Origin of the sequence: Streptomyces sp. NPDC013157 (assembly GCF_042899865.1) — a bacterium.
GTDB lineage: Bacteria > Actinomycetota > Actinomycetes > Streptomycetales > Streptomycetaceae > Streptomyces.
The window spans coordinates 105,975-120,645 of sequence record NZ_JBIBAK010000008.1; the positions used below are offsets into that span (position 1 = coordinate 105,975).

Sequence of the window (14,671 nt, forward strand, 5' to 3'; positions counted from 1 at the left end):
TCCCCTTCGCAGACCGCTCCCAAGGAGAACCAGTGCTTTCCCTTCACCGGCGCCGCAGACCAACGGCCGCCGCAGCGGTGGCGGTTGTCGCCGCCTCCCTGCTGACCGCGGCGGGCGCCTCCTCGCCCGCGTCCGCCGCCACCCTGCCCACCGGCAACGTCACCCTGCTCGGCGCGGCCGGCGGCAAGTGCGTGGACGCCAAGGCGGCCGCCACCGCCGACGGCACCGTCGTCCAGCAGTACACCTGCAACAACACCACCGCCCAGCAGTGGAGTTTCACCGCCACCAGCGGCGGCTACGTCCGCATCAACAACGCCAACAACACGAACGAGGTCCTGGACGTCACGGGCGTCTCGACGGCCGACAACGCGGCCGTCCAGATGTGGACCTACGGCGGCGGCAACAACCAGCAGTGGCTGCCGGTCGACGACGGCGGCGGCGGCGCCTACCACTTCGTCAACCGCAACAGCGGCAAGTGCCTCGACGACCCCGGCGCCTCGACCGCGGACAGCGTGCAGTTCGTCCAGTACACCTGCAACGGCACGCAGGCCCAGCGCTTCCAGGTCGTCCCGGTGACCCAGTCGGGCAACCCGGACCTCGGCTCCAACGTGGTCGTCTTCGACCCGTCGATGTCAGCGTCGACCATCCAGAGCAAGCTGGACTCGATCTTCCAGCAGCAGGAGACCAACCAGTTCGGCTCCCAGCGCTACGCCGTGATGTTCAAGCCCGGCGCCTACAGCGCGGACGTGAACGTGGGCTTCTACACCCAGGTCCTCGGCCTCGGCCTGTCGCCCGACGCGGTCTCGATCAACGGCGCGGTGCACGCGGAGGCCGACTGGTTCCAGGGCAACGCCACGCAGAACTTCTGGCGCGGCGCCGAGAACCTCTCGGTCAACCCTGCGGGCGGCAGCGACCGCTGGGCGGTCTCGCAGGCGTCCGCCTACCGCCGGGTGCACCTGCGCGGCAACCTCGCCCTGGACGACGGCGGCTGGTCCAGCGGCGGCCTGATCGCCGACAGCCAGATCAACGGGCAGGTCAACTCCGGCTCCCAGCAGCAGTGGCTGACCCGCAACTCCCAGCTCGGCAGCTGGACCGGCTCCAACTGGAACATGGTCTTCGTCGGCAGCACGGGCGTGCCGTCCACCACCTTCCCCAGCCCGCCGGACACCACGGTCGCGCAGAGCCCGACCTCGCGTGAGAAGCCGTTCCTGTACGTCGACGGCTCCGGCAACTACCAGGTGTTCGTCCCGTCCACCCGCTCCAACTCCGCTGGCACCAGCTGGAGTTCGGGTTCCGCGGCCGGTACGTCCCTCTCGCTCGACAGCTTCTACGTCGTGAAGCCGGGCGCCACCGCGTCCCAGATCAACGCGGCCCTGACGGCGGGCAAGAACCTCCTGGTCACCCCCGGTGTCTACCACCTCGACCAGACGCTGCAGATCAACCGCGCCGACACCGTCGTCCTGGGCCTCGGCCTCGCCACCTTCGTCCCGGACAACGGCATCACCGCCATGAAGGTCGCCGACGTCGACGGCGTCGACATCGCCGGCCTGCTCTTCGACGCCGGCACCACCAACTCCGCCACCCTGGTGGAGGTCGGCCCGACCGGTTCCTCGGCTTCGCACGCGAGCGACCCGACGTCCCTGCACGACGTGTACTTCCGCGTCGGCGGCGCGGGCGTCGGCAAGGCCACCACGAGCCTGGTCGTCAACAGCGACAACGTCATCGGCGACCACATGTGGATCTGGCGCGCCGACCACGGCAGCGGAGTCGGCTGGACCACCAACACCGCCGACACCGGACTCGTCGTCAACGGCGACAACGTGACCATGTACGGCCTGTTCGTCGAGCACTTCCAGAAGTACCAGACCGTCTGGAACGGCAACGGCGGGCGCACGTACTTCTACCAGAACGAGATGCCGTACGACCCGCCGAACCAGTCCGCGTGGATGAACGGCTCGACCAGGGGCTACGCGGCCTACAAGGTCGCCGACTCGGTCACCAGCCACCAGGCGTACGGCCTCGGCAGCTACTGCTACTTCAGCACCAACCCCGGCGTCGTCGCCGACCACGCGATCGAGGCACCGGCCAACTCGAACGTCAGGTTCACCAGCATGGTGACGGTCTCGCTCGGCGGCACCGGCACCATCACCCACGTCATCGACAACAGCGGAGGACCGTCGAACTCGTCGACCAACGTGGCGAACCTCAACTCGTATCCGTGACCGTCGCCCGGTGAACGGATCGTGGTGACCCGGCGTGCCCGCCGGGTCACCCACGGCCGTCGCCGCCGTCGGCACGTGTGGGACGGCGTGACCTGGATACCCGGACCGAACGGCAGCACGGCCCGTCCGGAAGCAGGCACGCCATGGGCAGTGAGATCCAGCGCTCCGAAACCACCCTCCGGGTCAACGGGAAGCCCCACACCCTGCTCCTGGACCACCGGCGCGTCCTCCTGGACGTACTCCGCGAGGACCTCGACCTGACCGGCGCGAAGAAGGGCTGCGACCACGGCCAGTGCGGCGCCTGCACCGTGCTGGCCGACGGCCGCCGGGTGAACAGCTGTCTGCTGCTCGCCGTCGCCCTCGACGGCAGCGAGATCACCACGGTCGAGGGCCTGTCCGCCGACGGCGAGGCCCCCCACCCGCTGCAACGGGCCTTCCTCGACCGTGACGCCTTCCAGTGCGGCTACTGCACCCCCGGCCAGATCTGCTCCGCCGTCGGCGCGCTCACCGAGGCCGCCGCCGGGTATCCGTCCCAGGTCACCGACCCCGCGCTGCCGTCCGGCCGGCCGGTCCCGCTGGACCGGCCCGAGATCCGTGAGCGGCTCAGCGGCAACCTGTGCCGGTGCGGGGCCTACCCGCGCATCGTCGAGGCGGTCGAGGACGTGATCCCGTGAGGTCCTTCGACTACGTCCGCGCCCGCACCCCCGAGGAGGCCGTCGAGGCCTTCGCCGCCCGCCCCGGCGCCCACTACCTGGCCGGCGGCACCAACCTCGTCGACCTCATGAAACTCGGCGTCGAACGGCCCACCGCGCTGATCGACGTCAGCCGCCTCCCACTGGACCGGCTCGAACAGTTGCCCGACGGCGCCCTGCGCGTCGGCGCCACCGTCCGCAACAGCGACCTCGCCGCCCACCCCCTGGTCCGCGACCGCTACCCGGTGCTCTCCCAGGCCCTGCTCGCCGGCGCCTCCGGCCAGCTCCGCAACGTGGCGACGACCGGCGGCAACCTCCTCCAGCGCACCCGCTGCACCTACTTCCAGGACCCGGGCAAGCCCTGCAACAAACGCGAACCCGGCAGCGGCTGCGGCGCTCTCGACGGCGTCCACCGCGACCACGCGGTCCTCGGCCACTCCCCGCACTGCGTCGCCACCCACCCCTCCGACATGGCCGTGGCCCTCGCCGCCCTCGACGCCCGGGTCGAGCTGTACGGCCCCGACGGCGCCCGGACCGTGGACCTGACCGACTTCCACCGGCTGCCCGAGGACCACCCCGAGCGGGACACCGAGATCCGCCCCGGCGAGCTGCTCACCGGGGTGCTGCTGCCCGCCGCCACGGCCGACGCGCCCTCCGCCTATCGCAAGGCCCGCGACCGGGCGTCGTACGCCTTCGCCCTCGCGTCCGTCGCCGTCGTCCTGCGCGTCGCCGACGGCCTGGTCACCCAGGTGGGCCTGGCCTTCGGCGGGCTCGCCCACCGCCCCTGGCGGGCCCGGGTCGCCGAGGCGGCCCTGCTGGGCGAGGCGGCCGCGCCGACGGTCTTCGCCGGCGCCGTCGACCTGGAACTCGCCGCCGCCCGCCCGCTGCCGGACAACGCCTACAAGGTGCCCCTCGCCCGCAACCTCGCCCTCGACGTCCTGGCCCGGCTCGCCCCGGCGCCCGCCCCGCTCTGACCGGAGGTCCCCATGGCCCGCACCGCAGCCCTCGGCGCCCCGGCCGAGCGCCGGGAAGGGCTCGCGAAGGTCACCGGCACCGCCCGCTACGCCACCGAGCACCCGCTGCCCGGCCGCGTCCACGCCCGCGCCGTCCCCGCCACCGTGGCCCGCGGCCGGATCACCGGCATCGACAGCGGGCCGGCCCGCGTCGTCCCCGGAGTCGTCGCCGTGCTCACCCACGAGAACGCCCCGCGCCTCGCCGAACCCGAGGACGCCACCCTCGCCCTGCTCCAGGACTCCGACGTCCCCCACCGTGGCTGGTGCGTGGCCCTGGTCGTCGCCGAGACCCCGGAGGCGGCCCGCGCCGGAGCCGCCGCCGTACGGATCACCTACGACACCGTCGGCCACGACGCCGTCCTCACCCCGGGCCACCCCGGCGCCCACGAGCCCGAGGAGGTCAACGGCGGCCAGCCCGCCCGCTGCCGCCATGGCGACCCGGAGTCCGCCTTCGCCGCGGCCCCCGTCCGTGTGGACGTCACCTACCGGACCCCGCCCCTGCACAACCACCCGATGGAACCCCACGGCAGTACCGCGTCCTGGGACCGCGGCCGGCTCACGGTGTACACCTCCAGCCAGGGCACCAGCGACGTCCGCGGCGTGCTCGCCGGGCTGTTCGCCCTGCCCGTCGGCCGGGTCACCGTGCGTGCCGAACACGTCGGCGGCGGCTTCGGGTCCAAGGGCTCCGCGCGCCCGGACGTGGTCCTCGCCGCCATGGCGGCCCGGTACACCGGCCGGCCGGTCACCCTCGCCTACCCGCGCCGCCACCTGCCCACGGTCGTCGGCCACCGCGCCCCCACCCTCAGCCGGCTGCGGCTCGGCGCCACCTCGGACGGTCGGCTCACCGCCCTGCTGCACGACGTGACCACCCACACCTCGCCGGTCAGGTCGTTCGTGGAACTGGCCGGCACCACCTCGGGCGTCATGTACGCCACGCCGAACCTGGACGTCGTCCACCACGTGGTCCCGCTCGACGTGCCCAGTCCCTCCTGGATGCGCGCACCCGGCGAGGCCACCGGCATGTACGCCCTGGAGTCGGCGATGGACGAGCTGGCCGACGAACTCGGCGCCGACCCCGTCGAGCTGCGGATCCGCAACGAACCCGACCGCGAACCCGCCGGTGGCCTGCCCTTCAGCAGCCGGCACCTCGTCGAGTGCCTGCGTGAGGGCGCCCGCCGTTTCCGGTGGAGCCACCGGGTGCGGCGCGCCGAGGGCCCGCTGCTGATCGGCACCGGGGTGGCCGCCGCCACCTACCCGGTCATGGCCTCTCCGTGCACGGCGACCGCCGAGGCCCGGCCGGACGGCACCTTCCTGATCGGGGTGAACGCCTCCGACATCGGCACCGGCGCCCGTACCGTCCTCGCCCAGATCGCCGCCGACACGCTCGGCGCACCCCTGGACCGGGTCCGCACCGAGATCGGCGACAGCGACCTGCCCCCGGCCCCGGTCGCGGGCGGCTCCTCCGGGACCGCCTCCTGGGGCTGGGCGGTGCACGAGGCCTGCGCCCGGCTGCTGAACCGGCTCGCCGACCACACCGGTCCGCTGCCCGAGCGGGGCATCGGCGTCCGCGCGGACACCAGCGGGCGCGCGGACGCCGACAGCCCCTACGCGCGCCACGCGTTCGGCGCCCACTTCGCCGAGGTCGCCGTCGACACCGTCACCGGCGAGGTGCGGGTGCGCCGGCTGCTCGGTGTCTACGCGGCCGGGCACATCCTCAACTCCCGTACCGCGCGCTCCCAGTTCGTCGGCGGCATGACGATGGGCCTGGGCATGGCCCTGACCGAGGGCAGCACGGTGGACGCGGCGTACGGCGACTTCGCGGAGGCCGACCTGGCGTCGTACCACGTTCCCGCGCACGCCGACGTCCCCGACATCGAGGCGCACTGGATCGACGAGGACGACCCGCACCTCAACCCCATGGGCAGCAAGGGCATCGGCGAGATCGGCGTGGTGGGCACCCCCGCCGCCGTCGGCAACGCCGTCCACCACGCCACGGGTATCCGCTTCCGCACCCTGCCGCTGACCCCGGACCGGATCCTCACCGCTTTGAACGCACGGTGACCTTCGCGACGGGGGAGGGGCGTTCCTCGACGGGACGGTGGCTGCCGCGCAGGGCGGAGGCCACCGCCGAGGCCAGGGCCATGCCGGCGGCCACGCCGAAGACGATGGCCAGGCCGTGGTGGAAGGGACCGGAGACCAGCTGCGGGAAGAACGTGTGGCCGGTCAGGACGGACCGCTGGGCCTTGCCGACATGGTCCAGGACGCCCTCGGAGGCGAGCAGGTGCTCGATGGGGTTGTTGCCGAGGAACGTTGCGAACAGCGTGCTCACCGGCGGCAGCGACGCGGCGTGCGCGGCGGAGGCGGCCGGCACGCCGTGTGCCATGAGGCCGCTCTTCAGCGTGGACGGGAGCGAGGAGGCGAGCCCGGACACCATCAAGGAGAAGAAGACGCCGATGGACAGCGCGGTACCCGAGTTCTGGAAGGTGGAGCGCATGCCCGAGGCGACACCCCGGTACTCGGCCGGCACGCTGCCCATGATCGAGGAGGTGTTGGGCGCGGAGAACATGCCCTGGCCGAGGCCGTTGAGCAGCAGCAGCGCCGCGAACAGCCCGTAGTCGAAGTCGACGGGCAGGGCGAGCAGCCCCAGGAAGGACGCGGTGACGACGACCAGCCCCGCGGTGGAGAAGAACCGGGCGCCGAACCGGTCCGACAGGTACCCGGACACCGGTCCCGCGATCAGGAAGCCCAGCGTCAGCGGGAGCATGAAGATGCCGGCCCACAGCGGGGTGTCCTCGAAGTCGTAGCCGTGCAGCGGCAGCCAGATGCCCTGCAGCCAGATGATGAGCATGAACTGCAGGCCGCCGCGCGCGATCGAGGTCAGCAGGGCGGCCACGTTGCCCGCCGCGAACGCCCGGTTCCGGAACAGCGCCAGGTTGAACATGGGCTCGGCGACCCGCGTCTCGACGACACAGAAGGCCAGCAGCAGGGCGGCGCCGCCGATCAGGCCGGTCAGCACCCAGGGGTTCCCCCAGCCGGTGGCGCTGTCGCCGTAGGGCTGGATCCCGTAGGTGATCCCGGCGAGCAGGATGCCGGCACCGGCCGCGAAGGTGAGGTTGCCGAGCCAGTCGATCCGGCCGGGGCGGCCCGCCGAGGTCTCGCGCAGGCTCAGGTACGACCAGATCGTGCCGGTGACGCTGACCGGGACGCTCACCCAGAACACGGCACGCCAGTCGACGACGGCGAGCAGCCCGCCGGCCAGGAGACCGAGGAACTGCCCGGCCAGCGCGGTGATCTGGTTGATGCCGAGGGCCATGCCGCGCTGCCGGGCCGGGAAGGCGTCGGTGAGGATGGCGGCAGAGTTGGCCGTGAGCATGGACCCGCCGAAGGCCTGCACGATCCGCCACAGGATCAGCCAGAGGGCACCGGCCCCCGCGCGGAACGGATCGAGCGACAGCGCCACCGAGGCACACGCGAAGATCAGGAAGCCCAGGTTGTAGATCTTCACCCGCCCGAACATGTCGCCGAGCCGCCCGAGGACGACGACCAGGACGGCGGAGACCAGCAGGTAGCCGAGGATCATCCAGAGCAGATAGCCGATGTTGCCCGGTGCCAGCGGGTCGAGGCCGATGCCGCGGAAGATCGCCGGCAGCGAGATGATCACGATCGACGCGTCCATCGTGGCGATCAGCACGCCGAGCGTGGTGTTCGACAGCGCGACCCACTTGTAGCCCGGTCCGGCCGGGGTGTCCTTGTGGCGGGCCGAGCGCAGGGCCGCGGACCACCCGCGCCCGCTCACAGCCGCTCCGCCAGCCGGCCGAGGAGCGGCAGGGCCGCCCCGAGCGTCGCGCGCTCCTGCTCGGAGAACGTGTCGAGAACGGCCGCGAGGCGCTGGACCGACTCGGAGCGCCGCTCGGCGAGCACCGCCCGCCCCTCCTCGGTGACGGCCACGATGCTTCGCCGCCCGTCCGCGGCGTCGGGGGTACGGCGGACCAGACCGCGCTGTTCGAGCTGGGTGAGGGTGCTCGCCATGGCCTGCGGTCGTACCCGCTCCGTCTCGGCGAGGGAGGTCGGGGAGTCGGGGCCCTCGGCCGCGAGCCGCGCGAGGACGGAGACGCCCGACAGGGAGACGTCCCCCACGGCGTGCGCCTGCCGCAGCCGCCGCGTCACCCGGCCCACCGCGAGCCGGAGGTCGGACGCGAGCCGGGTGGCATCGCTCAGGTCGCGTATACCGCCGCCACCGGCGGCCATGTCTGCCTTCACATGTACTAACACTAGGTTTATCAGTCTGAACTGCTCAACCATTCGTTAGTAAATACGATGACCGGCGGACTGGGTCGGCGGGCTGGTCAGCGGGCGATGCGGTGGTGCCGGCCGCGGTGCCGCAGGCGCAGCGTGGCGTAGACGAGGTCGGCGAGGAGTATGACGGCGCCGATGACCAGTAGATAGAACAGCCCGTGGGCGGCGAATCCGACGATGCCCAGGACGACGGCCACAAGGATCAGGAGCAGGAACAGACTCATCGGCTCTCCTGGACGGCTCGGTGGGTCAGCGGCGGGCCAGGCGGCGCTCGCCGCCCGCGCCCGGGACGTAGTCGAGTTCGTAGTGCGCGAAGACCGCGGGTTCCCGAGTGGCCGGCAACTCGCCGTCGGTGTCGATCGACGGAGCCTTCTTGACCACGTCCTTGCGGTACGCGACCTTCAGGTAGGCCGGACCGACGGTCGCCTCGGCGAGGGGGACGAACACCAGGCGGCGGCGCGTGGGCAGCCCGACCGTCACGGTGACGAAGCGGGGCTTGTCGGTCGTGGTGTCCACGTAGACCGACTCCAGGACGCCGATCTTGTGCCCGGCGGCGTCGACCACGTCATGACCGCGCCACTCTCGGATGTCGGTTGCTTCGAACATCGGGCACCTCCGCCGAGCGGGTACCCGGTGCGGGCGCCGGCAGTCATGGAGCCACGCGGATGCCCACGACGCAGGTGTCGTCGTCCGTGTCGGACCGGCTGTGGGTCAGCAGGCGGTCCACCTGCTGGTCCAGGGCCGGCGGCACCGTGCGGGCGGCCTTCAGCAACTGCGCGAGGGACTCCTCCACGGACCGGTCACGGCGTTCGACCAGTCCGTCCGTGTACATCAGCAGGGTGTCGTCGACGGCGAGCTGCACCTCGTGCTCCTGGTACTCGGCCTCCGGCACGGCGCCCAGCAGCATGCCCCCGACCAGGGGCAGCGGCTCCGCCTCGCCCCCGCGCACCAGGACGGGCGGCAGATGTCCGGCCCGGGCCCAGCGCAGGGTCTGCAGGTCGGGGTCGTAGAGACCGCACACCGCGGTCGCGGTGACGGAGCCGGTCAGGTGGTGCGTCACCATGTTGAGCCAGGACAGCAACTGCCCCGGCCCGGCGCCGGTCACCGCGAGCCCGCGCAGCGCGTTGCGCAGGACGACCATGCTGGTGGCCGCGTCGATACCGTGCCCGGCGACGTCCCCCACGCACAGCAGCACCAGCCGGGACGGCAGGACGACCGCGTCGTACCAGTCGCCGCCGACCAGATGCTGGGTCTCCGCGGGCCGGTAGCGCACGGCGAGGTCCAGTCCGGGAACCGCCAGCGGGGTCTGCTCGGGCGGCATGATGGCGTGCTGCAGCTGCAGGGTCAGCCGGTTGCGCTCGCTGGCCTGCTGCTCGGTGTGGGCGAGCTGGTCGCGGGTGGCGGCGAGGGCCACCTCGGTCCAGTGCTGGGCGGAGATGTCCTGGTAGGCGCCGCGTACGACGTACAGCTGGCCGTCGGAGTCGAGGACCGGTTCGGCCACCACCCGGATGTGCCGGGTGACCCCGTCCGGCCGCTGGAGGCGGAACGCGGTGGACGCCGCCCGGCGGTGGTGCAGCAGGGTGCGCAGGAACCGTCCGATGGCCACGGCGTCGTCCGGATGGGCGTGCGCGGGCAGGTCCTCCAGCGCCACCGGGACGCCGGAGGCGGGCCTGCCGTAGAGCTCGTACAGCTGCCCGTTCCAGGTGATCTCGGAGGTGAGCAGGTTCTCCTCGAAGCCGCCGATGCGGCCGAGGCGCTGGGCGTGCTGGAGCAGGCTGGCCAGCCGGGCCGTCTCGTCCTCGATGCGCCAGACGAGCAGCACGCTGCTCCCGTGCCGGCTGATGTTGATGTCGGCGACCGCTGCCAGCGGCACCTCGTCGACCAGGGCGGTCAGCCGCATGCGGTGGGCGCGGAAGGGCTCGCCGGTGGCGTGGACGCGCTCTATCCGTTCGAAGAGCTCGCTGTGACCGGCGGCCACCGGGTACGTCTCCAGCAGCAGGGCCCCGTTGACGACTCCCCGGGGGCGGCCGGCCGGGTCCAGGAAGCTGCTGTTCACGTGATGGATGCGGAAGTCGGCGAGTTCCCCGTCCGCGTCCAGCACCGGGACGAGCACGAGCGCGGGGTCGTGGAGCCCGTCGGCCAGGTCCATCAGTTCCGTCACGTCCGGCAGCACCCGCGGGCCCCCGGCCCCGTCCGGATGGTGCCCGCCGTAGGTCTCCAGGGTGTGCGCGCACAGCTCGGCCAGCGCCTCGATCTGCCGGACTACCGGCGGGGGAGGGGGGTCCAGCGGGGTGGGCCAGGCGATCTCCAGGACACCGTGGATCCGTCCGCCGGTCCCGGCGGGTACGGCGAACCGGCCGCCCTCCGGATGGTGGTGCTGGCCGATGGAGGGCATCCCCGTCTCGGCCAGGCTGCGGATCCAGTGGCCCGATCGCTCCGCGAGCCCCCGGCGGGCCACCGTCGTCACACCGGGCGGTACGTGCCGCCAGCGCCCGGCCTCTGCGGCGGGGAACCCCGCGGCGCCCGCCAGGGCGAGCGAGCCGTCGGTGCCCAGGGCCCAGATGGCCACCGCCTCGGCACCGAGGGGTGTCAGGGCGTGTTCCAGCAGGGAGTCGGCGACGGCCTGGGTGTCGTGGGCGGCCAGCGCGCCGCTCTCGGCGGCCCGCAGCCGGACGGCCGAGGAGTGGCCGTTTGCCGGCTCCGCGGGCCGGGCATCGGCCGCGGTGGCCGCCAGGAAGGCCGCGGTCACCTCCGAGACCCGGTCGCGGGCCGCCTGGTTGATGACGTCGACCGCGAACTCCAGCGGTGTCACCCCCGCCTGCCCGGCCAGCTCGGCCAGCTGCCGTGCGGCCTGCGCCGGGCCGCAGCGCAGCCGTTCGACCAGGATGCCCTTCGCCAGCTCGATCAGGGCACGTCCGTCGGCCTCCGCCTGCGCCGCCCGCACCTCGCGGCGCAGGCGGTCCACGGTCGCCGTGAGCCTGCCGACGGGCGACGGCCTGCCGGGGCTGCCGGCGTCGGTCTCCGCAGGCGTGGGCCGGCCGCCCGCCGGGAGCTGCGGGCCCTGTGGATCGGGAGGTTGACGGAGGTCACTCACGGTCAGTCTGTTCCTCGGCTGGGACGCCTCGCGGCGTCACGCGGTCGGCTGGTGGACGGTGCGGGCGTGATGCCCGGTCACCCGGGCAGCCACCGTCGGACGCGGCCGATGAGGTCCCCCGTGTCGACGGGTTTGGTGATGTAGTCGTTGGCGCCCGAGGCGAGGCTCTTCTCCTGGTCGCCCGGCATGGCCTTCGCGGTGACGGTGATGATGGGCAGTTCCGCGTACTGCGGCATGGAGCGGATCTCCGCGGTGGCGGCGTAGCCGTCCATCTCCGGCATCATCACGTCCATCAGCACCAGGCAGATGTCGGGGTGCGCGAGCAGCATCTCGATGCCCTTGCGGCCGTTGTCGGCGTGCAGGACCTGGAAGCCGTGCAGTTCCAGCACCCCGCTGAGGGCGAACAGGTTGCGGGCGTCGTCGTCGACCACCAGGATCGTCCGGCCCAGGAAGGCGTCGTCCACGACCTGCGCGGCCGGGTGGTGCGGCTCCTCGGCGCGCGCCAGCGACAGCACGTCACCGGGCTGCTCGGCCGACAGGTGCAGCGTGATGCGCTCGCGCAGCTCGTCCAGGCTGGCCAGGAAGTCCAGCGGCCGGTCACCTGCGAGGGCCCGCAGTCCCTGCTCCTGGGCCAGGTCCACCCGGTGCCCGGTGTGCACCAGGACGGGCACGCTGGCCAGCGCCGAGTCACCGCGCATGGCCTCCAGGAAGCCCGCGCCCTCCTGGCCGGGCATGCCGAGTTCCAGGACGACGCAGTGGCAGGCCTGCGCCGCCAGGGTGCTCGCCGCCTCCTGCGCCCCGACCGCGGTGATGATGTCGATCGCCCCGTGCGGATCGTCGGGTCGCTGCGCGATGTCCGCCACGGCCCGCTCGGCGACCAGCGTGAGCAGCCCGCGCGGCCGTTCCTCGATCACCAGCAGCCGGCGCCTGCGCGGCTCGGCGGCCGACACGGGAGCGGGCAGCGCACGGGGCGTCGACAGCTCCCCGGCGCCGGTCTCGTCGTGCGGCTGTTCCACCGCCCGGCCCCCGGCCTCCAGGAGTTCCTCGAAGTCGGGGCGGGCGACGGGCAGATACAGTGTGAACGTGCTGCCCTGACCGGGCGTGCTGTCGACCGTGACGGCACCGCCGAGCAGGTGCGCGATCTCCCGGGTGATGGACAGGCCGAGGCCGGTGCCGCCGTACTTGCGGCTGGTGGTGCCGTCGGCCTGCTGGAACGCTCCGAAGATCGTCTCCAGCTGCTGCTGGGGGATGCCGATGCCGGTGTCGACGACCCGGAAGGCCACCACCGGACCACCGCGGTGCACTCCCGGCGGCACCTCCGCGTCGGCGGCCGGTTCGATCCGCAGCCGCACACCGCCCTCCTCGGTGAACTTCACCGCGTTCGACAGCAGGTTGCGCAGGATCTGGCGCAGCCGGGAGTCGTCGGTGAGCAGGTCGGCAGGTGTTCCGGGGGCGGTGGCCACCGCGAAGTCCAGGCTCTTCTGGGACGTCATCGGCCGGAACGTCGCCTCGACGTACCCCAGCAGCTGGCGCAGCGGGACCCGCTCGGGAGCGACGTCCATCTTGCCGGCCTCCACCTTGGACAGGTCGAGGATGTCGTTGATCAGCTGGAGCAGATCCGAGCCCGCCGAGTGGATGATGCCCGCGTACTCGACCTGCTTGGGCGTCAGGTTGCGCGACGGGTTCTGCGCCAGCAACTGGGCGAGGATCAGCAGGCTGTTGAGCGGGGTGCGCAGCTCGTGGCTCATGTTGGCCAGGAACTCCGACTTGTACTTGGAGGCCAGCGCGAGCTGCTGCGCCCGGGTCTCCAGCTCCTGCCGGGCCTGTTCGATCTGGAGGTTCTTCGCCTCGATGTCGCGGTTCTGGTCGACCAGCAGGGACGCCTTCTCCTCCAGCTCCGCGTTGGAGCGCTGAAGTTCCTCCTGCTGCACCTGCAACTCCTCGGACCGCGACTGCAGTTCGGCGGTCAGGCGCTGCGACTCCTCCAGCAGTTCGTCGGTGCGGGCGTTGGCCACGATGGTGTTGAGGTTGACGCCGATGGTCGGCATGAGCTGCGCCAGGAAGTCCTGGTGGATCTGGGTGAAACGGGTCAGCGAGGCCAGTTCGATGACGCCCAGGACCTGCTCCTCGACCACGATGGGCAGCACCACGAGGGCGCGGGGCAGCGCCTGCCCGAGGCCGGAGGAGATGGTGACGTACCCCTCCGGAAGCTCGTCCACGGAGACGGGGCGCCGGTTGCGCGCCGCCTGCCCGACCAGGGAGCGGCCGACCGGGATCCGGGTCGGCCGCTCCGCGTCGTCCGGGGCTCCGTACGAGCCCACGAGCTGCAGCTCGGGCCCGCGCTCGGTGTCCTCCGCCAGGTAGAACGCGCCGTACTGGGCCGACACCAGAGGGGTCAGCTCGTCCATGATCAGCTCGGCCACGACGGGCAGTTCGCGGTGGCCCTGCATCAGGCCGGAGATGCGGGCGAGGTTGGTCTTGAGCCAGTCCTGTTCCTGGTTGGCCCGGGTGGTCTCGCGCAGGGACCCCACCATGGCGTTGATGTTGTCCTTGAGCTCCGCGACCTCGCCGGAGGCCTCCACGGTGATCGAGCGGGTCAGGTCCCCCTCGGCGACGGCGCTGGCGACCTCCGCGATCGCGCGGACCTGCCGGGTGAGGTTCCCGGCCAGCTCGTTGACGTTCTCCGTCAGCCGTTTCCAGGTCCCCTCGACGCCCTCCACCTCGGCCTGGCCGCCGAGCCTGCCCTCGCTGCCGACCTCGCGGGCGACACGGGTGACCTCGGCGGCGAACGAGGACAGCTGGTCGACCATCGTGTTGATGGTCGTCTTCAGCTCCAGGATCTCGCCCCGCGCGTCCACGTCGATCTTCTTCGACAGGTCGCCGCCCGCCACCGCGGTCGTCACCAGGGCGATGTTGCGCACCTGCCCGGTGAGGTTGTTGGCCATCGAGTTGACGTTGTCCGTCAGGTCCTTCCAGGTGCCGGCCACGTTCGGCACGTGCGCCTGCCCGCCGAGGCGGCCCTCGGTGCCCACCTCGCGGGCGACGCGGGTGACCTCGTCGGCGAACGCCGACAGCGTGTCGACCATGGTGTTGATGACGTCGGCCAGCGCGGCGACCTCGCCCTTGGCCTCCACGGTGATCTTCTGCGAGAGGTCGCCGCGGGCCACCGCCGTGGCGACCTGGGCGATCGAGCGGACCTGCCCGGTCAGGTTGGACGCCATCACGTTGACGTTGTCCGTGAGGTCCTTCCAGGTCCCCGACACGCCCCGCGCGATCGCCTGCCCGCCGAGGTTGCCCTCGGTGCCGACCTCGCGGGCGACGCGGGTGACCTCGTCGGCGAAGGCGGAGAGCTGG

At 72.4% G+C, this 14,671-nt stretch carries 10 protein-coding genes; 4 read left to right on the forward strand and 6 right to left on the reverse strand.

All coding sequences use genetic code 11. The features are described 5' to 3' along the window. Positions 1 to 32: 32 nt before the first annotated feature. The 4 genes from ACFY6U_RS24090 to ACFY6U_RS24105 all read left to right on the forward strand — a co-directional run bounded on the left by ACFY6U_RS24090 (position 33) and on the right by ACFY6U_RS24105 (position 5,988). Positions 33 to 2,222 (forward strand): RICIN domain-containing protein, encoded by a 2,190-nt coding sequence (locus ACFY6U_RS24090; protein ID WP_390041286.1) that lies wholly within the window; start codon positions 33 to 35, stop codon positions 2,220 to 2,222. 143 nt (positions 2,223 to 2,365) lie between these two features. Continuing rightward, a complete protein-coding gene (locus ACFY6U_RS24095) occupies positions 2,366 to 2,896 on the forward strand; it encodes a (2Fe-2S)-binding protein (RefSeq protein WP_390041288.1) in 531 nt (176 codons plus the stop codon). Beyond that, entirely contained in the window at positions 2,893 to 3,888 is a 996-nt protein-coding gene (locus ACFY6U_RS24100; RefSeq protein WP_390041290.1) for an FAD binding domain-containing protein, read from the forward strand. Before ACFY6U_RS24095 ends, ACFY6U_RS24100 begins: the two co-directional genes overlap by 4 nt. A 12-nt stretch (positions 3,889 to 3,900) precedes the next feature. Then, positions 3,901 to 5,988, forward strand: coding sequence for a xanthine dehydrogenase family protein molybdopterin-binding subunit (locus tag ACFY6U_RS24105; protein WP_390041292.1), 2,088 nt, complete (start codon positions 3,901 to 3,903; stop codon positions 5,986 to 5,988). On the opposite strand, the gene ACFY6U_RS24110 is transcribed toward ACFY6U_RS24105, so the two are convergent. From ACFY6U_RS24110 to ACFY6U_RS24135, 6 genes are all read right to left on the reverse strand, one after another. Next, complete coding sequence (locus ACFY6U_RS24110) at positions 5,966 to 7,723, reverse strand: MFS transporter (protein WP_390041294.1); 1,758 nt, start codon at positions 7,721 to 7,723, stop codon at positions 5,966 to 5,968. The genes ACFY6U_RS24105 and ACFY6U_RS24110 overlap by 23 nt on opposite strands. Next, positions 7,720 to 8,187, reverse strand: a complete 468-nt coding sequence (locus tag ACFY6U_RS24115; protein ID WP_390041296.1) for a MarR family winged helix-turn-helix transcriptional regulator — start codon at positions 8,185 to 8,187, stop codon at positions 7,720 to 7,722. Before ACFY6U_RS24115 ends, ACFY6U_RS24110 begins: the two co-directional genes overlap by 4 nt. A gap of 86 nt (positions 8,188 to 8,273) precedes the next feature. Further along, positions 8,274 to 8,447, reverse strand: coding sequence for a hypothetical protein (locus ACFY6U_RS24120; RefSeq protein ID WP_390041298.1), 174 nt, complete (start codon positions 8,445 to 8,447; stop codon positions 8,274 to 8,276). 25 nt (positions 8,448 to 8,472) lie between these two features. Continuing rightward, on the reverse strand, positions 8,473 to 8,829 hold the full coding sequence (locus ACFY6U_RS24125; protein ID WP_390041300.1) for a PRC-barrel domain-containing protein: 357 nt from the start codon (positions 8,827 to 8,829) through the stop codon (positions 8,473 to 8,475). A 43-nt stretch (positions 8,830 to 8,872) separates the two neighbouring features. Next, positions 8,873 to 11,323 (reverse strand): SpoIIE family protein phosphatase, encoded by a 2,451-nt coding sequence (locus ACFY6U_RS24130; protein WP_390041761.1) that lies wholly within the window; start codon positions 11,321 to 11,323, stop codon positions 8,873 to 8,875. Between the two features lie 71 nt (positions 11,324 to 11,394). Beyond that, positions 11,395 to 14,671, reverse strand: a 3,277-nt coding sequence (locus tag ACFY6U_RS24135) for a HAMP domain-containing protein (protein WP_390041301.1), incomplete at its 5' end; no start/stop codon positions are given.